The sequence below is a fragment of the Pseudomaricurvus alcaniphilus genome (genome assembly GCF_011440395.1).
Classification (GTDB): domain Bacteria; phylum Pseudomonadota; class Gammaproteobacteria; order Pseudomonadales; family Cellvibrionaceae; genus Pseudomaricurvus; species Pseudomaricurvus alcaniphilus.
In genome coordinates this window covers 1,222,110-1,240,647 of sequence record NZ_JAAOIX010000001.1, presented here as the reverse complement: position 1 = coordinate 1,240,647, position 18,538 = coordinate 1,222,110, and the positions used below count along the sequence as shown (strand labels likewise).

The 18,538-nt window shown below is 54.1% G+C and carries 17 protein-coding genes; 15 read left to right on the top strand and 2 right to left on the bottom strand.

The features are described from left to right. Nucleotides 1-2 precede the first annotated feature (2 nt). The 7 genes from G8764_RS05275 to G8764_RS05245 are packed head-to-tail and all read left to right on the top strand — an operon-like array spanning nt 3 to nt 6,454. Entirely contained in the window at nt 3-257 is a 255-nt protein-coding gene (locus tag G8764_RS05275; RefSeq protein ID WP_207951669.1) for an acyl carrier protein, read from the top strand. After that, the gene (locus G8764_RS05270) at nt 254-1,039 is read left to right on the top strand and encodes an alpha/beta hydrolase family protein (protein WP_166162533.1); all 786 of its coding nucleotides are present in this window, start codon (nt 254-256) and stop codon (nt 1,037-1,039) included. Before G8764_RS05275 ends, G8764_RS05270 begins: the two co-directional genes overlap by 4 nt. Beyond that, a complete protein-coding gene (locus G8764_RS05265; protein WP_279538400.1) occupies nt 1,032-1,871 on the top strand; it encodes a hydrolase 1, exosortase A system-associated in 840 nt (279 codons plus the stop codon). The genes G8764_RS05270 and G8764_RS05265 overlap by 8 nt, the downstream gene beginning before the upstream one ends. Next, nucleotides 1,868-3,406, top strand: coding sequence for an AMP-binding protein (locus G8764_RS05260; protein WP_166162529.1), 1,539 nt, complete (start codon nt 1,868-1,870; stop codon nt 3,404-3,406). Before G8764_RS05265 ends, G8764_RS05260 begins: the two co-directional genes overlap by 4 nt. Beyond that, nucleotides 3,403-4,662, top strand: a complete 1,260-nt coding sequence (locus G8764_RS05255; protein ID WP_207951668.1) for a pyridoxal-dependent decarboxylase, exosortase A system-associated — start codon at nt 3,403-3,405, stop codon at nt 4,660-4,662. The genes G8764_RS05260 and G8764_RS05255 overlap by 4 nt, the downstream gene beginning before the upstream one ends. Continuing rightward, nucleotides 4,650-5,666: a polysaccharide deacetylase family protein gene (locus G8764_RS05250; protein ID WP_207951667.1), complete on the top strand. Its 1,017-nt coding sequence runs from the start codon at nt 4,650-4,652 to the stop codon at nt 5,664-5,666. The genes G8764_RS05255 and G8764_RS05250 overlap by 13 nt, the downstream gene beginning before the upstream one ends. A gap of 17 nt (nt 5,667-5,683) precedes the next feature. Further along, nucleotides 5,684-6,454 carry a sulfotransferase family 2 domain-containing protein gene (locus G8764_RS05245; RefSeq protein WP_166162527.1) on the top strand — a complete coding sequence of 257 codons (771 nt, stop codon included), beginning with the start codon at nt 5,684-5,686 and terminating at the stop codon, nt 6,452-6,454. On the opposite strand, the gene G8764_RS05240 is transcribed toward G8764_RS05245, so the two are convergent. Together G8764_RS05240 and G8764_RS05235 are read right to left on the bottom strand one after the other, a co-directional pair. Then, on the bottom strand, nt 6,451-7,269 hold the full coding sequence (locus tag G8764_RS05240) for a hypothetical protein (protein ID WP_166162525.1): 819 nt from the start codon (nt 7,267-7,269) through the stop codon (nt 6,451-6,453). The two genes, G8764_RS05245 and G8764_RS05240, sit on opposite strands and share 4 nt — an antisense overlap. A gap of 13 nt (nt 7,270-7,282) precedes the next feature. Continuing rightward, nucleotides 7,283-8,344, bottom strand: coding sequence for a FemAB family XrtA/PEP-CTERM system-associated protein (locus G8764_RS05235; RefSeq protein ID WP_166162523.1), 1,062 nt, complete (start codon nt 8,342-8,344; stop codon nt 7,283-7,285). Between the two features lie 504 nt (nt 8,345-8,848). On the opposite strand from G8764_RS05235, the gene G8764_RS05230 reads away from it, so the two are divergent. The 8 genes from G8764_RS05230 to gspE all read left to right on the top strand — a co-directional run bounded on the left by G8764_RS05230 (nt 8,849) and on the right by gspE (nt 18,528). Continuing rightward, entirely contained in the window at nt 8,849-9,604 is a 756-nt protein-coding gene (locus tag G8764_RS05230) for a hypothetical protein (RefSeq protein WP_166162521.1), read from the top strand. Between the two features lie 66 nt (nt 9,605-9,670). Beyond that, the gene (locus G8764_RS05225) at nt 9,671-9,961 is read left to right on the top strand and encodes a hypothetical protein (RefSeq protein ID WP_166162519.1); all 291 of its coding nucleotides are present in this window, start codon (nt 9,671-9,673) and stop codon (nt 9,959-9,961) included. Further along, nucleotides 9,958-10,881, top strand: coding sequence for an HprK-related kinase A (locus G8764_RS05220; protein ID WP_166162517.1), 924 nt, complete (start codon nt 9,958-9,960; stop codon nt 10,879-10,881). The genes G8764_RS05225 and G8764_RS05220 overlap by 4 nt, the downstream gene beginning before the upstream one ends. Continuing rightward, a complete protein-coding gene (locus G8764_RS05215) occupies nt 10,844-11,992 on the top strand; it encodes a nucleotidyltransferase family protein (RefSeq protein ID WP_166162515.1) in 1,149 nt (382 codons plus the stop codon). Before G8764_RS05220 ends, G8764_RS05215 begins: the two co-directional genes overlap by 38 nt. A gap of 161 nt (nt 11,993-12,153) precedes the next feature. Then, nucleotides 12,154-13,689 carry a hypothetical protein gene (locus G8764_RS05210; protein WP_166162513.1) on the top strand — a complete coding sequence of 512 codons (1,536 nt, stop codon included), beginning with the start codon at nt 12,154-12,156 and terminating at the stop codon, nt 13,687-13,689. Between the two features lie 340 nt (nt 13,690-14,029). Further along, the gene (gene gspC, locus G8764_RS05205; RefSeq protein ID WP_166162511.1) at nt 14,030-14,971 is read left to right on the top strand and encodes a type II secretion system protein GspC; all 942 of its coding nucleotides are present in this window, start codon (nt 14,030-14,032) and stop codon (nt 14,969-14,971) included. Between the two features lie 9 nt (nt 14,972-14,980). Then, nucleotides 14,981-16,984, top strand: coding sequence for a type II secretion system secretin GspD (gene gspD / locus G8764_RS05200; RefSeq protein ID WP_166162509.1), 2,004 nt, complete (start codon nt 14,981-14,983; stop codon nt 16,982-16,984). Further along, on the top strand, nt 16,981-18,528 hold the full coding sequence (gene gspE, locus G8764_RS05195; RefSeq protein ID WP_166162507.1) for a type II secretion system ATPase GspE: 1,548 nt from the start codon (nt 16,981-16,983) through the stop codon (nt 18,526-18,528). Before gspD ends, gspE begins: the two co-directional genes overlap by 4 nt. Nucleotides 18,529-18,538 lie beyond the last annotated feature (10 nt).

Here is an 18,538-nt window from a genome sequence, read left to right as displayed (position 1 = left end):
TTTTGAACGATTCAGACTCTCTCGCCTTGGCCAAATCCCTGTTGGATCAGGTTTTACCTGCTACAGATGTCAGCCAATGGCGGGAAAAAACACCTTTGCTGGGGGCTTTGCCCGACTTTGATTCCATGGCAATGGTGGCTCTTATTACCATGGTGGAAGACAGCATGGGGGTTATCGTCAGTGACTCGGATATTCGCGCGGAGGACTTCGAAACCCTGGGCTCTGTCGCCGCCTGGATAGAGCAGCTGAAATCATGAGCTTGTCAGGGCATTTTGTTGCTGCTGAGCCAGGGCGGGTGTTTGTAACCGCCTGGCAAGCCGGTCCCATTAACGATGTTGCCGTGATTTGCGTGCCACCCGCACTGGAAGAGCTGAATGCCAGTCGGCGCCAGCTGGTGGTCCAGGCCCAGGGGCTGGTCTCGGGAGGTGTCGACGCATTTATTATGGATTATTTTGGAACTGGCGATAGTGAAGGGCTGGACTACGAGGCCAGCTTCGAGAGTTGGCAGCAAAGTCTGCAAGCCGTCTTCGAGTGGGTGCTAAAGCTCGGTTACAAGTCAATAATCCTCTGGGGCGTTCGCATAGGTTGTTTGGTGATTGCGGATTTTTTAACGCAAAAGCCCCGTAGCGAAGTGGCGGGGATCCTGTTCTGGCAGCCGTTGGAGTCGGGCAAGCATTGGATTACCGCCTTGCAGCGGCTGCAACTCCTGGCGAGAAAACGTGACAAAAACGACCAGGAGTTTGAGGTCGCCGGCTATCAACTATCAGAGGCGCTGCTTGAACCGGTGAGGAATTTCGAATGGGGGCAATACCAGGCCTGCCTGCAACAATATCCTCTGGAAATCATATTGGTGTCGCCCCCGGCCAACCTGTCTGAGCGCATGCAGCAAATATTTTCTTCCGCCCGCTCAATTAACCAGGTGGCGGGCACACCCTTTTGGTCTATTCCGGAATCCCCGGTGAACAGGGTGCTCGAGTCACAGACCTTAATGCAATTACAGGCTATGGCCAGTACCGACAAGGCAGGACAGAATGCTTGAGCAGGCCATAACACTAACCTGTGAAGGTGCGCCAATGCTGGCGATTCTGCACTCCCCACCACCAGAGTTGGACCGCAAGATAGGTGTGGTAGTGGTTGTTGGTGGCGCCCAGTATCGTGTCGGCAGTCATCGTATGTTTGTCAGCCTGGCCAGGAACCTGGCCGCTGCCGGTTGTTCAGTATTGCGCTTTGATCGCCGCGGCACCGGCGACAGCTGGGGAGAAGACCCCGGTTTTGAAGATTGCAACGAGGATATCCAGACGGCTGTGCGTGGCTTGAAGGATGCGGTACCGGGGTTGCAAGAGATTCACCTGATGGGGCTTTGCGATGGCGCAACCGCTGCAGCCATTTGTTATTTTCCCGACGACGAAATAGCCGGTTATGTGATGATCAATCCCTGGATAAGGAGCCCGCAGACACAGGCGCGGGTTTTACTGGATCACTACTATAAAAGCCGTTTTATGGATCGGGAATTCTGGCGGGAACTGTTTGCCGGCAAGGTGCATTTGCTCCAGTCAATTAAGGAATATATTAACTTTTGGCGCAATAGCCGGTCACATGGGTTTGTGATGCCGACATTGCAGTCTGAAATATTTTATCGCCTCAAACGTGTCAATAAGCCGGTTCTGTTTGCACTGTCAGAGAACGATATTACCGGGCAGGAGTTTCTTGTCGGTGCCAGGGTAGTCTCCTGGAAAGACTGGCTGCAAAATGATCCCAGGGTAACGCTGGTGCAATTTGAAAACGCAGATCATACCTTTTCCATACCCGCTTCATTGGACAAGCTTGCCAGCGTCTGTCGAGACTGGCTGATAAATTCAATTAAATCATGAGCGGGGCACTGTATCAGTTATTTTCAGTGTGGCTGGAAAGCTGCCCGGAACGCAGCTGGCTGAAACATCAGGCGCTGGAGTTCAGTTATTCCAGTATCAGCGCCCAGGTTAACCAGTTGACTGGCCAGTTAGAAGCTTCGGGTTTGCGTCCGGGTGACCGGGTCGCGATTTATATGGCGAAATCGCCCGGGTTGGTGGTCGCATTGCTTGCCTGTTCGCGCATGAACCTGGTAGCGGTGCCGGTGCACATGGTTCTTAAAGGTCCCCAGCTTAACTACATTTTGAGCAATTCTTCTGCGGCTGCACTGATAATCGATGAGCGCCGGCGAGACTATGTTACATCCGTTTTAAGTGCCGACGCGCTATCATGGCTGGTCTGTTATCGGGAGGAGGACGATAGCAGCGGCTTTTACTGCGAAGCCCGCCAGTCGGTAGATGCAACCGAACCGTTACCCGCCAGGTTTGCAGAGGCCGAGTTGCTGATTTATACCTCCGGCAGCACTGGCAGCCCCAAGGGGGTGGTTGTATCACGCAGTAATATCAAGCAGGGCGCGCAATCGGTATCTGAGTACCTCGGGTTGGATTCCGATGACCGGGTTCTTTCGCTGCTCCCCTTGGCTTTCGATTACGGGTTTAATCAGCTGAGTTCGTCACTGTATAGTGGGGCCGCGCTGGTGCTGATGGATTATTTACTGGCCGCCGACGTGGTCAGGCAGGTACAGCAACATAAAATCACGGTCATAGCCGCAGTGCCTCCGCTATGGATCAAGCTGTTGGGCGCTAACTGGAAAGACGGGGCAGGGGCATCTGTGCGTTTGCTGACCAATTCCGGTGGCCGATTGCCGGCGATGGTGCAGAAATCCCTGTTAGCTGTCTTTAACCAGGCTGACCTGGTATTGATGTACGGCCTGACCGAGGCCTTCAGGTCGACCTATTTGCCCGCGGACTTACGGGAACAATGCCCGGATTCTATTGGCGATGCTATTCCAGGGGCGGAGCTGTACATTATTAACGAGCGGGGCGAGCAGGCGGCAACCGGCGAAGCGGGGGAGTTGGTCCATTGTGGTCCGCTGGTAACCCTGGGGTATTGGGGTGACAGCCAAATGTCAGAGCTGCGCTTTCGCAGCCCGCCGGTCCAACCTGCCCTGCAATCTGAATCTGGCAAGGCGGTATGGTCTGGCGACCAGGTTTATCGCGGGGACAATGGCCTTATTTATTTTATCGGTCGCGAGGACGGCTTGATAAAGTCGTCCGGATATCGCATCAGCCCCGAAGACCTGGAAGAAGTTGCCTACTCCCTGCAAGGGGTAAATGAAGTGGTGGCGCTGGGAATAGATGATTTTGCCCTCGGGCAGCGTCTCGTTATGGTGATAGGCACATCTGTTGCCGAGTTGACCGCGGAGATGGTAATCCGGCATATGAGAAGTATACTGCCGGAGTACATGGTGCCGCACCAGATTGAGTTCTGGCAAGACCTTCCCCGAACTCCATCCGGTAAATTTGACCGTGTGGCCATCAAGGATCAATTGACATGAATACTTCAGGGTTGCTCTCTCTGAACGATGCTCACCCTGCCATGAGGCACTTTGCCTGTAAAGGCGACGAATTGTACCTGGCAGGTAGAGCGGTACAAGCCTGGGTGGAAGAGGCGAGCAGCACACCGGTGTATCTCTATGACACCTCGGTTGTGCGTAGCCAGATTGGGCGTTTGCGCGATTGCTTACCCTCCGGGGTCAAGATCAGTTACGCCATCAAGGCAAATCCGTTCGAGCCCTTGGTGCAGCGGATCAACCAGTGGGTGGATGGCTTTGATGTGGCGTCTCTGCAGGAGCTGGAGTTGGCGTTGCGGCAGGGTGTCCCCCCGGAGCATATTTCCTTTGCCGGGCCCGGTAAAAGTACAGATACTTTAAAACGGGCAATTGAAGCCGGAATTATAATCAACCTGGAGTCTGTGACTGAAATAAAACGCTGCGTTGATCTGGGCAGTGAGCTCGGTCTTCGGCCCCGGGTCTGTATCCGGGTTAATCCGGGGCTGGATGTGCGTGCGTCCGGTATGAAAATGAGCAGTTCGGAAGGCAGTCCGTTTGGCATTGATTTTATCCAGCTGCCCGAGATTCTCAAAGATTTCCCGGTTAGTAGCCTGGAGCTACTGGGGTTGCATGTCTACGGCTGCTCGCAGCAACTGGATGCCGAGCGACTGTTGGCCTATCTGGCCGCGGTACTTGAGCAGTTTAAAACCCTTGCGTCGATCTTTCCGGTGCCGCTCAGGCAAATTAACCTGGGCGGCGGCTTTGGTATTCCCTATTTCCCCAAGGACCAGCCGCTGGATCTCGAATTGGTAGGGCAGGGGCTTGCGGAGTTGTTTGTGCAACACCAGGGCTGGCTTGACGGCACTGATATCAGGATGGAGTTTGGCCGTTTTTTGGTCGGCGAGGCCGGTGTTTATGTGTCTCGGGTGCTGGATATTAAGGAGTCGGGTGGTAACACTTACGTTATCGTCGATGGCGGCATGCATCACCATCTGGCCAACGCCGGGCTACTGGGGCAGGTAGTGCGCCGTAATTACCCGATCGCGGTGGCCAATAAAATGAGCCGGGCTGTGGTGCAGCGAGTAAATATATGCGGTCCACTGTGTACGCCGCTGGATCGGGTGGCCACAGCCGTGGATTTACCCGCGCTGGAGATTGATGACCTGATTGCGATCTTTAGCTCAGGGGCTTACGGGTTGACGGCAAGTCCCACAGGGTTTCTCAGTCAGCCATCGGCGCTGGAGATATTGTGTCAGCCATAAATCGGTTTGAGTCGCTGTTTGATCCAATCAGGTTGATCCACTCCGATGGTCAACCCAGCTTGTCTGTGGTGGTCGATACGGAAGAGGAATTTGACTGGTCGTTGCCGCACAATCGCCAAGCCACGGCTACCAAAGCCATTCGCGAAGTCGAGCGAGGCCAGGCAGTATTTGATCGTTATGGGTTGAAGCCCTGTTACGTTATTGATTATCCCATCGCCAGCAATACGGAGGATAATGCGGCACTCCGGGACATCCAGCGAGAGGGCAGGTGCGTAATTGGAACCCACTTGCACCCTTGGGTGACACCGCCTCACGAAGAGGAAGTTTGTAGTTTTAACAGCTTTCCCGGCAATCTTGCCCCTGAGCTTGAACGGCAAAAACTCGAGGTGATGACGAGGGTTATTAGCGAAAACTTCGGTCGCGCACCGATTTGTTACAAGGCCGGGCGCTACGGCGTGGGGCCTGCAACGGCGCAGTCTCTCTATGAGCTGGGCTATCGAATAGATTTAAGTGTGACCCCCGGATTCGATTATGCACCACAATCCGGGCCCGATTACTCACGAGCGCCCAATTTGCCCTTTTGGTTTGGACCTGGGCTCAACATGTTTGAGCTGCCCTGTAGCGGTGGTTTTTGCGGGCTTCTGGGCGCCAGGCCTGAAAGGCTCTATCAGGCCATCACTTCTTCGCCAGGCATGAAGCTTCGAATCCCCGGTATTTTTGCTCGCCTGGGTTTGCTGGAGAGGATTCGATTGTCTCCTGAAGGTTTTACCCTGGAAGAGATGAAGCGAATTACGCGCTATCTGCTAAAAGCGGGAGTTCGTCACTTTACCATGAGTTTTCACAGCCCCTCCCTCGTGGAAGGCTATACTCCTTATGTAGCTACGATTGGGGAAAGGCAGGCTTTTCTCGATCGCATCGATAGCTATCTTGAATTTTTCGCCACGGAACTAAATGGGGCTATGACTGATCCGGAAAGTCTGTATCAGCGATTGAAGCCCCAATAAACTGAAGAGCAGCAACAGTGATTGTAAGTGAACAGCATAAATTTGTTTTTGTTGAGATCCCGCATACGGGCTCCCACTCGGTAAGTAACGAATTGACCGGCTTGTACGGCGGCAAGGCCATTGTGCGCAAGCACGCCAATATTACCCAGTATATGGCGTGGGCGAAGGGTGAGCAGAAGGGTTACTTCAAGTTTGCCACGGTCAGAAACCCCCTGGATTATATGGCCACCATGTATGAGAAGTACCGCAGTAATCACAAGGGGCAGTACACCAATGAGAAGGCCTTGTTGAAAAATGGCGGGCATGTCACTGGTGAGCATCTAAAGCACTTTGATTATGTGCACAACCAGGGTGGCAGCTTTGAGGGTTTTATGAAAACCTTTTTCGACAAGGTTTATAACAACTGGTTTTTGGTGGGCAGTCACCAATTTGATTATGTGATGAAATTTGAAAACCTGCAGTCTGAGTTCGCCCATGTGCTTGGGTTGATTGGGGTTGAGAAGGTGAGAGATATTCCCCATATCAATCCCACCAAAGGCAAGCGCCCCTTTGAGGAGTATTACACTGAATCATTGAAGGACCTGGTGCTGAGGAATTATGGTCCGTTTATGAAGAAGTGGGGCTATGAGTTCCCACTGGGGTGGCAAGCCAGCGAAATTCCTTCTGCTTGTGATTTGCGCTTCAGGTTGAAGGATACGCTGGTTGACCGGACCGCCAGTCTGGTCAAGCTGGATCCGGATTCGCCTATGGTCAGTCGCTGTAAAAAGCTGGTCGATGCGGTGATTTAAGGTTTCCGGCGGGCAAGAATGGCTAATAATCCAGCAAAAGCCAGCAGGGCCAGGGGGATCAACCATTTGGCAATATAGGCAAACTTCTCCATCAGGCAGGTGGTGGGCTGCCGGCTCTCCGGTGGGGCTTGACGAAATTCGTTATGTTCCGGAGCAAACAGTTTATACAGCCCGTTATTCACGACCGGCGTCGGGTTCCAGTAGTAAGGAATGACCGACTCAGGGTTGGCTTCAGCGGTCTTCAGATCGAAAGGAATAACACCACCATAATCCGGGTCGAGAATGACCCAGTCGCCATCGCTTGTTTGCGCTGCGGCGAGCGCGTGCCCCCCTAGTGAAACATAACCCGTGGTGATTCCCTGCTCATCGAGATAGTCCGCCAGGGCCATGGATTGCTGGCCGCAGCGTCCGGTGGCCCGCTTTAAGGCTTTAAAATAGCTGCAGAATTCGTAATCCATAAATGTTTTTGGATCGATATAGCTCAGCGCATAGAGAATATAGTTCTCCCAGGGTGGCACCTGCATCCGGTAGTGGGCGAGGCCTTTAACGTCTATATCCCCGGGGGGTATATGGGCGATACCATAGTGGAAAACGCGAGTAGCCTCGGTAAAAAACGCCAGTGTCGGCTCGGCGCGGTTAGAGAGTTGTTGGAGTTGGGCGATGGATTCTTTATAGGTGGGTGTATTGCCACGGGCAAAATCAGCGTAATCGCTGCCGATTTCGGGCGAGCGGAGCGGCACAATAAGACCCGTGATATTCAGCACTAACAGGAACAGGGCAACAAGCAGGCTGAGTAGAGAGAGAGACTTCATCATCGCGTGTTTTGCACTAGGGTATGTTTTTCACAAGGCCTGGGCCGAGCAGGTTGGCTATGGGTAGAGGTAATTTTTGCCAGATCTTGGTAGCTAGTGCAAATTTGGAGTTTTGCGGGTCTATTCGGACCGCTTCCTGTCCCTGGGGGGTCCACTGGTACCAGTAAAGCTGCTTTTCTTCCGCGCCCCACTGCTTTTTAAAGCGGTAGGTGGGGGACTCCTTGTTGCTGCGGCCAAAATCAAAAAAACGACAGCCTTTTTCGATGCTGCAGCAGAGCGACTCCCAGTAGAGCAGCATATTCACACTGAAACGATTGAATTCTCTCAGGCTGGAAGCCCAGGGGATTTCCATGGTGTCACCGTGCCGGATAAGAAAGGCCGCCGCAACCGGCTTTTTTTCCAGGTAGACGATGACCAGCGTCGAGGCCAGCGATGATGTTTCGAGTAACGCCTTAAACCAGTTGCGGCTGTATACGGGGGTGCCCAGGTCACGCATATTGCGGGCGAAGACAGAATAAAAGTCATCCAGTAACTCTACGCCTCCCCGTTTTGCAATAGCCCCTTCTTTTGTGGGGCGGCGTACTTGCGCCCTCAATTTGGATTTAATGGACTTCATGAGCAAGTCGCCGGACTCAGGCAGTTCCAGAAGCATGGCAATTTTGTGCGTTTGCAGGGGCCAGGCGCAGTCCGTCAATTGCTGATCCTGGCGCAGGGTCAGGTGTTGCAGCTGGTTTAATTTGGCCCATTCACCGGCGGCGCTGAATAACTCTTTAGCTGCCATTGGGTGGTCCGGGCTGCAGATCATGCCACCATAGTTGACAAAGGGCAGGGATACACCGAAATGGCCAAACAGCCGGCTTTTCATTTCAATCAGAGGCAGCACGGCTACCAGTTGATTTTCGTGGTCTGTCACCGCCAGATAGTGCGGTTTGTGGCCAAATTGTTGTTGGATGACCTCCCGGAAGGACCAGCGAAAATAAACACAGTCCGTGTGAGATCGAACAAAGTTGTCCCACGACTCAGGGTCATGCCACGTTTTGGCCTGGTACGTGTTGGTGTATGGAGCTGCGGCAGTCATTAAATTGCTTTTTCTTGAGATGTTTGGGGTAAGTATAGACAGGTACTACGCATTCTCGGGTGCTTTTGGTACCAAGCCTCCAAATTGGTGCGGCGCATGGAAGTATAGCGGAATTTTGTTATGGTGTTTGTGTGTCTTTTACGGGTGGCACCGCTTATAGGCAGTAGAGTCTTGCATGTAGTATAGGGCGCCAATATAGTTGTATACCCAACCTGCGTACGAACGTCGAAACAAACCGAAAACATGAGGTGTCAATAATTTTTACACCCCTTCCGGTTTGTGTCCGAAGACGGCAGGGTGGCTATTGTAACTGCTTGTCAGGAAAGCACTTTTTTATAGCGGTATGGAATTTGCAAAGAAGTTTGCATTAATATTGCCAAAATGCGCCGTAGTGTATTGACCAGCTGCCAGATTCCGATAGGTGGGCGTACAGCTGTTGAACTATACTGAACATGTAATTTCATGTGTGGGCGTCGGAGCCAATCAAATTCAGGGATTTCTTTAATGAGCGACCAAAGAGACAAGAAAAGTGTAGCGGTAGAGCCGAAAGAGGCTGTTGCTGGTTCCCGGCGTCGTTTCGCCAAATCAGGGCTTATGGGGGGCGCTGTTTTGATGTCGCTGTCCGGTCGATCGGCTTTTGGTACGAGCTATGGGTTTAGTCAGAATTGCAGTGTGGATACGCTATACTCAGTCTACAACGGCGGCTCTCAATACGATTTCGACGTTACCCAGTGTGAATATGGCTGCACCCCCGGTTTTTGGCAAGACCCGGCACAAGATGCCCCTGCCAATGATGCGGCATGGGCCAAAGTTGCGATGCTAACTGGCTGGACTCAATCAACGCCTATCGAGGCAGTTTTTTCTGCCATCAGCAGTGAGGCTTATGGCCCAGGGTTTAAAGATAAAAACAAGCTCAAAGGCATTACTTTAAATGGTATTCTCAAGCTTAATACTGGAGACGCTTACGTCAAGCAGTCGGTTCGTCACGGCCTCGCAGCAGTGCTGAACTCCGTTATGATGGGCTTTTACTATTCCAACGGGTATTCAGCGCAATCCATTATTGACTGGTTTAACAGCGCATGGACAAGTTACTTGAGTGATCCAACCAACAGCTTGTATCAGAACGAATTAGACACTATTCACACTACATTTAAGTCCTTGAACGAGAGAAGTTGTCCGCTCGGTGCAGGTAATGCGACTGAAGCGGCAAAAAATCCATTCTTTAACGATGACTTTCGGGCTAAAATTAATCAGTATTAACTGGCAATCTGCGGGAATTGCTATACATTTCAATTACGTATATCAATTCCCTCATTTGGTTAGCCATTGCAATCGCTCGCAAAGAAATCCGTTAATCTCTGCCCGGGTATTCACCTAACGACCTTTGGAAAGGAAACCATCCTTTTCCACGAAGGTACTGGTGATACTGTCCTGCTCCATCCCTACGCGGCATCCCTTGTGTACTTGTTGCAAGCATCAAATGCGGCTGTTGCGGTTGGTGATTTAATTCGCAGCCTGGCCTCAGAGCAGGACTTTGATCTGGATGACGAGTTTTCATCCCACGCGACGTCACTGTTGATGGAGCTATTGCGGCAGGACGTGATTTATTTGCAATGAGTCAATTAATTTCTTGCTTGCCCAAAAAGGAAGTTTTTCAGCGGTTGCGTCACGGCGGCCTAAGTCTTCGTACGGGGCCGTATGTATATCGTATTACTACATCGCTTCCCGAAGTGTGCAAGGGTATCTGCGACCTCTATGGCGACCACGAAGTACCAGATGACGATGTATACACGAATTTCGATATAAGCCTGAATTATCCTTCGCGGTGGCGGCGCCTGATCCGCCCCAAAGTCATCTTTAACTTTGACTATCAACAGCCGTTTGCCCCCATTGCGCCCGATCAAGCTTATGCATTTCTGGAGTGGGGAATGAACTGGTGTGTCGCCCAGTACACCAACCAGTATTTGAAGTTGCATGCCTCGGTGCTCGAAAAGTCAGGCCAGGCCCTGATTATGCCGGGTAGCCCGGGTGCGGGGAAAAGCACCCTCTGCGCGGCGTTGATGTTGGCCGGCTGGCGCCTCCTTTCCGACGAGTTTGCGTTGATTTCACGGGATGACCTGAGTTTGACGGCCCTGTGCCGGCCAATCGGGCTGAAGAACGAATCCATTGAGCTTGTCCAGGGGCGTGAAAAGGGGCTGGTGATGGGGCCCCCAAGCCGAGGAACTCACAAAGGCACCGTTGTGCACCTTAAACCGACCCAGTCATCGGTAGAGGGTGTCGATAAACAGGCGCAGCCGGCCATTATGCTGTTTCCAAAATATCAGGAGGGCGCTGAAATACGCCTCGATGAGCGGTTAAAAGAAACAGCCTTTATTGTGGCTGCGCAGCAGTCGTTTAATTACAGTTTGCTGGGGCGGGAAGGTTTTGAGTTAATGGAGGGGTTAATTGACCGCTGTCGCTGCTTTGATCTGAAGTTTTCTGATTTGGATGAGGCTATAGGTGCAATTGACTCACTGGTTGAATCCACCGATGTTTAACTATCCAGTTCTGGTTGATCTTATACGCGAGCCACAGAAGGCTTCTCAACTGGATATGAGGGCCTGGGAAATGGTGATTTCCCAGGCCAGGCGCGCCGGCCTGTTCGTCATGCTGGAAAATTATCTGAGCTCCAGATGCCCTCAAGTCCATATTCCCGCTGATGTGGCAAGGGTTATACGTGCCGAGCAATGCCTTGCGGAAAAACAACAAATCTCGGTGCGCTGGGAAGCCACTAAGTTAGTCCGAGCTCTGCAAGGGATTGGTTTAAAGCCGATTTTTCTCAAAGGCGCTGCCTATATTTTGGCCGATCTCGAAGTGGCCAGAGGCAGGCTGTTATCGGATATCGATATCCTGGTTCCAGTGGCCGAGATTAAGGCGGTGGAGTCGTGCCTGGCTGCAAATGGTTGGCAGCCAAGCCAGTTGGATGAGTACGACCGACACTATTTCCACGCCTGGATGCACGAGATACCGCCGCTCGTTCATATCAAGACAAATACCACCCTGGATGTTCACCATACGATTCTCGCATTGACCGCGAAATTAAACCCAAATGCAGACTTGTTAATAGAAGACGCCGTCAAAGCGCCTTTTGAGGGAGCATATGTCTTGGCGCCAGTTGACATGGTGTTGCACAGTGCGGCGCACCTGTTTCATGAAGGTGAATTGGAGATGGGGCTGAAAGGGCTAATTGATATTGAGCGATTACTGGCCGAATTTACCCGCAAAGACCTTTCTCTTTGGGATGAGCTGGTACTCCGTGCCAGGCTGCATCAATTAGAGCGACCACTTTATTACGCGTTACATTACTGTGAGCTGATCTTAAAGCTGGAAGTGCCGGAAAAAGTGCTGCAGCAGATTGGGTCAAAACCCGGGAGATTTCAGGGTAAATTAATGGATTTTTTGTACCTGCGAGCCCTGATGCCAGACCACCCACAGGCAGATTCACTGTTTACTTCCCTGTCGCGATTTTTGCTGTATGTGAGGGGGCATTATCTACGCATGCCCATCCGCGTGCTGGTGCCGCATTTACTGAAAAAGTCCTGGTTGAAGCACAAGCGGAAAAAGCAAACTCGGCAAATTGTCGGCAACGCACCCACCGCGCAAAATTGATGAGGAATTGGACGCTGTAGCAAATCCTTTGCCCGTTTCCTGAGTTGTAATCACGTTACAGCTATTAAATTCCCCCATGATACTAGTCCTTCGCAGACTATGTCAGAGCCAGCACAGGGCAGTTTGGAGGGGCTTATTACTGACGTAAACCTGGTTCGTTTATGAAATCAAATAATTCGATAAGTGCACAACTGGTCGCTGTATTTTCAGGTTGTATCGATAAACTGGACGCCCTAATCGACTGGCGCTACCTCTTTCCTTGTCTCCTTATCCTGGTATCTTTTTTATGTTTGCCAATCGTCTGGAACGGCAACGAAGAACAATACTTCCAGTTGGCTTTGCGACGAGTCGCCCCGGAGGGGTTTGGGCCCTACGATGCTGCATTTGATACGTCTAAAGCCAGGCTGGTATTTGAAACCATTCTCGGCCTGATTATTCAGCTGACTGGCTATGAGGTCGCTCACCAGATCGCCCGGGTGATCAATATTATCGCCCTGGCTCTGGGTTTGACCGTCTTTTTTAGCGCACTTAAATTCTCCGTGTTCAAGGTCATTGCGGTCATAGTGCTGTTTGATTTGGCCGGCCAGGAGTTCTTTGCCGGTGAGTGGATTTTTGACACCGTTGAGTCCAAGACCTTTGCCTATGCCGCGGTTTTCGCCGCGCTTGGTTTCGGTCTGCGCCAGCGCTGGGTGCCGGCGGTGGTGTTTGCTGCCATCGCCACCTACATGCATTTTCTGGTTGGCGGATTCGGTTGTGTGGTACTCATTTTACTGGCCAACAGGTATGTCGGTCGTTGGCAGCTGGACTTGCGACTATTGCTGGGTTATTCGGCACTTATCCTGCCGTTGCTGGTGCTGTTGTTTATTGAGCAGTACGGCGGCTCCGCCAGTGTTCGTTTTAGCGATATTGCTGATATTTACGCGGAGCGGGTGAGCCATCATGTGGTGCCATTTGCGTCGCTCTATGCTTTTAGCAAGTGGTTGCCGGGGATCATTTTTACTGCGTCCGTCGGGCTTTTTATGTTGCTCACACGGGACTGGGCACAGGATAAAGCGCTGCACGATAGCGTTTTAATTCTCCTGGCTTATTTGTTTTTGGCGCTGGTTGTCGCGTTTTTTGACCGGCATGACCACACCTTTGCCAAGTTTTACCTGTTTCGGCCGTCTTCGCTGATTCTGTTGCTGGCGATTATTGCAGCGCTTGCCATGTTTTTTTATCGAAGCGACGGCAACAGCCTGCCGCTATTGAAGGTTACGCTGTTTGTCATAATCCTCAATTACCTCGGTGTCGAGCTGCTGGAAAAGATAAAAATTATTCGCAGTGAAGAGGTCAGTGCCAACAGCCTGGCCATCATCGATGCGGTAGACCAGTATGTACCCCCGGGTGAGGTTGTGCTGATCGAGCCGGAATACGCCCACACCGAGTCTTATAGCTTGCACAGGCGCCTGGCGCGGCCGACTTTGGTAGCCTGGAAATTTCTCCCCACCTACCCGGAAGATGTGCTGGAATGGCATCAGCGGCTGGAGTTCCAGGAGAGGGTGTTCTCAGGGCAGTGTTCCGGTCCCCTGAAATACCCGACGGCTTTTTTACTCACCTTTTCCAAAGCTGCACTTGAGCGAGTGATGCCCTGCGGCGAAATCCTATGGCAATCGGCGGAAGGCAGCGCGTTGCTCAAGCTGGCCCCGCAAACGCCCTGAGCACCGACAGGTTGTTCGGCGAGCTACCCCGGTTCAGCCCGATTTCCGCCCACTCGCCCACATTTGCCCAAGTTGGCGGCTGGACCGGCTTGCCCTTTCAGCAATACTCGGTAAAATTCAGCAAGTTAGGCTATCCTAATACCGATTGGGGTGAATTACGGCAATAGCCGGGCCGGAGTGACAGCGCGGTGCATTTGACCAGGAATCCCGCCAATTTAGCCGCTGTTAAAAACCACCGTCTTATACCGTTGTCTCAGGCAGCTGCTAAGGCTGGTAGCTCAGGCCACGTATTCACGCCTCTTATTCAAGCCACTATTACAAGACACCATTGCAAAACACTATGCAGTTAGAGCGGTATTTTCAGACACTTTCCGTCTTTCGGGCGCTGGCAGCGAGGCTGGTGGCCAGCGGGGCCCTGAAAACACTGCTGATTGTGCTCTTGCTTCTATTTATAGCGCGCTCGTTGGCCACTGTGTTCTGGATCGCCTTTGCGCCCACCACAGAGGGCGCACCGCAATTGGTGGCGGCTAACCTGGGCCTGACCCAGTACCGCGGTGAGGTTCGCGCCCCGATCGATATCGAGCAACTGAAGAGTATCCGTATTTTTGGTGTAGCCCGGCAACTGGTGCAGGCACCGGAGCCGGTGGTGGACGATATTGAGTCGCGGGCGGTGGAGACCCGGCTCAAGCTGACCTTGCAAGGCTTGATGCAAGGCGACAGTGACAACAGCGGCGGGGCGATCATTGCCAGTAATCAGAAACAGAAGTTCTATCAGGTGGGTGAATTCCTGGAGGTGCAGGGCCGGGTCAAGTTGGCCAAGGTGTTGGCGGACCGGGTGATTCTGGAGAATAACGGTCGCTACGAGTCTCTCCGCTTGTACGAAGATGAGTGGTCTGCAGCCACCGAGATAGTCAGCAACGAGTTTTTGCCGGATGCCGATGCCGGCCAGTTGGAGCGGGCACTTCCCCTGGAGGAGGTGGAGAGCATCAGGCGGGATATTGACCAGCGCGGCCTCAAGGCGCTGAGTGAGCTGATCAATTTTCGCGTGCAGATGCAGGGTGGGCGCATGTTGGGTTACCGCATTGCACCGGGCCAGGACGCCAGGTTATTTACCGAGCTGGGCCTGAAAAATGGCGATATCGTCACCGCCATCAATGGCATCGAGTTAAGTGATGTGAGTCGGCTGGCGTCGGTTATGAAGGAACTGGAGTCGGCCACCTCGGCGGATTTGGCTATAGTGCGAGGGGATGAAACCCTGGACCTGAGCGTAAATATAGAATAGGAATAATTTGTGTTGTATCTAGTCAGGCAGGTGGCGCTGGGCGCCGTATTGTCCCTTGCGCTCGGGGTTGGTGTGCCGCTGCAGGCAGCGCCGGAGCAAACCTGGACGGTCAATTTTAAAGACTCGGACATCCAGGAGGTAATCAAGTTTGTGGCGGAGGTCACCGGCCGCACCCTGGTTGTCGACCCGCGGGTCAAGGGCCGGGTGCAGGTGATCTCCGCCCGGCCCATGAACCAGGCCCAACTGTACGAACTGTTTCTGTCGCTGCTGGAAATTCACGGTTTTACCGCGGTTGAGGTGGGCGGCATCACCCAGGTAATCCCCGTCAAGAACGCCCGCACCAGCGCCACCCGGGTTATGGAAAGCGGCGCCGCCGAGGGCGAAGCGCAAATCACCCGGGTGATTCAGTTAAAGAATATCGAGGCGGTCAAGGTGCTGGCGGTGATTCGGCCGCTGGCGCCCCAGCACGCCCATATCGCCGCCTATGATCCCAGCAATGCGCTGGTGATCACCGATACTCCCCAGAACATTCGCCGCATTGAAGCCATTCTGCAGCACCTGGACAAATCCTCACTGGCGCACACCGAGTTGATCCCGCTGGAGTACGCCCAGGTGGATGAGATCGTCAAAATCCTGGAAAAGCTCGATGCCGCCAGCAGCAAGGAGGCGGCCGGGTCGAAGGTCAAGATTGTCGCCGATACCCGCTCCAATGGCATCCTGGTCAGCGGCGATGATATGCAGCGCCGCCGGATAAAAGACCTGGTCCAGCGCCTTGATTTTCCCCAACCGCAGGGGGGCAATGTGCGAGTGGTGTATCTGGAGTACGCCCGCGCCGAGCGGATTGCCGAGGCCCTGTCGGGGGTGTTGCAGGGCATGTCCAAACTGGCGAATGTGGAGAAAGGGGCGGCGCAAAAGGCTACGGTTGAAGCGGATGAGGATACCAACTCGCTGTTGATTACCGCCGACGTGGAGGTGCTGCAGTCCCTGTTATCGGTGATCAAACGGCTCGATATACGCCGCGCCCAGGTACTGGTCGAGGCTATCGTGGTGGAGGTCAATGATACCGGTTCAGAGGAGTTGGGTATTCAGTGGTTGTTCCAGGACAATAACAAGGGCTTTGGTGCGTCTACGGTGAGCGGTCGCCAAGGGCTGTTAACCGGAGCGGCTGACGTACTTCTCAACGACGGTGATCGGTCAAAATTGTTTACTGCCCTGGCGGATGTTGCCGGGCAGACGTTTGGCATTGCCGACACGGGCGCTACCGACTTCATGGTGTTGTTGCGTGCTCTGCAAGATGCTTCAGGGGTTAATATTCTCTCCACCCCCAGCATACTCACCACCGACAATAATGAAGCTACCATATCAGTAGGCGACAACGTGCCCTTTGTGACAGGTAGCTACACCTCAACCAGCGACAACTCTGGTTTGACCAATCCCTTTCAGACCATTCAGCGGGAGAACGTCGGCATTATCCTGAAGGTCACACCCCATGTTAACGAGGGCGACAGCATTGTGCTGGATATCGAGCAGGAAGTGTCCAGTATTCTCAATAACTCTACTGTGGACGCCGCGGACATCATTACCAGCGAACGGAAAATAACCACCCAGATTATGGCGGAAGATGGCGAGGTGGTGGTACTGGGCGGCTTGATCAAAGACGATGTGCAGATCAATGAAACCCGGGTGCCCCTGCTGGGCAGTGTGCCGGTGCTGGGTCGCCTGTTTCGCTCGGAAGACAACACCGTGGTCAAGCAGAACCTGATGGTGTTTATTCGCGCCCGGGTAATCCGCAATCGCGAGGCGCTGTCTGGCGCCACCGCGGAAAAGTATCGCTATATTCGCGAGCAGCAGGCCCAAAGCCGCAACCGTGGCAGTATTATGATCAATGGCAAGGAGTTGCCCATCTTGCCAGAGTGGCAGGACCCTCGGCCCGACAGCAAGTCCGGGGCCCCGGCGGCGGCGACGGAAGCCGCCGCGGAGGAAGTGGCGGTCGAAAGCGAGCAGGGAGAATGACCGGGATGGTGGAAAGCCCTGCGCCCGAGTTGCAACTGGAAGAAGTCGCCGACGAAGCGCTGCAGGGCCAGCCGGAGCTGCTGGCCGAAGCCGACGAGGTGGGCTTGCCCTACAAGTACGCCGCCAGTCACGAAGTGCTGCTCAAAGACGGGGTTCTCTATCACACTGCGAAATTGACGCTGCCGGTGATACTGGAGTTGCGCCGCTGTTTTGCCCACAGTTTCAAGTTGCAGGAGGTGGGCGAGGAGGACTTCAAGCAGCGCCTTACCCGCCACTATCATGTGGGCGACGATGCCGCGCGCCGCGCCGTGGATGACCTGGATGCGGAAATCGATCTGTCCCAGTTGGTGGAAGAAATGCCGGAGGAGGGGGATATCCTGTCCGACAGCAGCTTTGCCCCGGTTATCCGCCTGATCAACGCCATCCTGTCCCGCGCTGTGCAAGACCAGGCGTCCGACGTGCATATCGAGCCGTTTGAAGATCGGGTCGCAGTGCGTTTTCGGGTGGATGGGGTGCTCAGTGAAGTGCTGGCCCCCAAGCCCGGCCTGGCGGCGGTGCTGGTGTCGCGCCTTAAGGTGATGGCACGGCTGGATATTGCCGAAAAGCGCCTGCCCCAGGACGGCCGCATCACGGTGCGGCTGGCCGGGCACGCGGTGGATGTGCGCATGTCCACCATTCCCTCGGCTTACGGCGAGCGGGTGGTATTGCGGTTGCTGGACAAGCAGGCCGGACAGCTGCTGATCGACCAGCTGGGCATGCCGGCGGCATTGCAGCGCGACTTCGCCGCGGCCCTGAAAAAGCCCCATGGCATTATCCTGGTCACCGGCCCCACTGGCTCGGGCAAGACCACGACCCTCTACGCCGGCCTCAGCCACATTAACGATCGCAAGCGCAATATCCTCACCATTGAAGACCCCATCGAATACCTGTTGCCGGGAGTGGGCCAGACCCAGGTCAACCAGAAAGTGGAGATGACCTTTGCCCGGGGGCTGCGGGCCATATTGCGCCAGGATCCGGACATTGTCATGGTGGGGGAAATCCGCGACAGCGAAACCGCCGCCATTGCGGTGCAGGCCAGTCTCACCGGGCACCTGGTGTTGTCCACTCTGCACACCAACACCGCCATCGGTGCCATCACCCGCCTGCTGGATATGGGGGTGCAGCCGTTCCTGCTGTCCTCCAGCCTGGAGGCGATCCTGGCCCAGCGGCTGGTGCGGCGCCTGTGCCCGGAATGCAAGAAAATGCACCCGGCCAGCGCCTCGCAGCGGCAGCTGCTGGACCTGCCCGAGGGCTGTGAAATCGGCTCCCCGGTGGGCTGTGCCAAGTGCGGCCACAGCGGTTACCGGGGGCGCATGGGCATCTACGAACTGATCGTGGTGGACGAAGCCCTGCGCCAGTTAATCCACGATCGCAGCGGTGAACAGGTACTGCTGGAGCACGCCCGCAAACACAGTGAAGCACTGGTGGCGGACGGCCGGCGCCAGGTCCTGAGTGGTGCCACCAGCCTCGAAGAAGTGTTGCGCGTCACCCAGGTGGCGCGTTAGGAGTCAGGGC

What these genes read in the sequence shown, in the direction of transcription:
- G8764_RS05270 (WP_166162533.1), top strand. Translation starts at nt 254, where the DNA reads ATGAGCTTGTCAGGGCATTTTGTTGCTGCTGAGCCAGGGCGGGTGTTT.
- G8764_RS05265 (WP_279538400.1), top strand. Translation starts at nt 1,032, where the DNA reads ATGCTTGAGCAGGCCATAACACTAACCTGTGAAGGTGCGCCAATGCTG.
- G8764_RS05260 (WP_166162529.1), top strand. Translation starts at nt 1,868, where the DNA reads ATGAGCGGGGCACTGTATCAGTTATTTTCAGTGTGGCTGGAAAGCTGC.
- G8764_RS05255 (WP_207951668.1), top strand. Translation starts at nt 3,403, where the DNA reads ATGAATACTTCAGGGTTGCTCTCTCTGAACGATGCTCACCCTGCCATG.
- G8764_RS05240 (WP_166162525.1), bottom strand. Translation starts at nt 7,269, where the DNA reads ATGATGAAGTCTCTCTCTCTACTCAGCCTGCTTGTTGCCCTGTTCCTG.
- G8764_RS05235 (WP_166162523.1), bottom strand. Translation starts at nt 8,344, where the DNA reads ATGACTGCCGCAGCTCCATACACCAACACGTACCAGGCCAAAACGTGG.
- G8764_RS05230 (WP_166162521.1), top strand. Translation starts at nt 8,849, where the DNA reads ATGAGCGACCAAAGAGACAAGAAAAGTGTAGCGGTAGAGCCGAAAGAG.
- G8764_RS05220 (WP_166162517.1), top strand. Translation starts at nt 9,958, where the DNA reads ATGAGTCAATTAATTTCTTGCTTGCCCAAAAAGGAAGTTTTTCAGCGG.
- G8764_RS05210 (WP_166162513.1), top strand. Translation starts at nt 12,154, where the DNA reads ATGAAATCAAATAATTCGATAAGTGCACAACTGGTCGCTGTATTTTCA.
- gspC (WP_166162511.1), top strand. Translation starts at nt 14,030, where the DNA reads ATGCAGTTAGAGCGGTATTTTCAGACACTTTCCGTCTTTCGGGCGCTG.
- gspE (WP_166162507.1), top strand. Translation starts at nt 16,981, where the DNA reads ATGACCGGGATGGTGGAAAGCCCTGCGCCCGAGTTGCAACTGGAAGAA.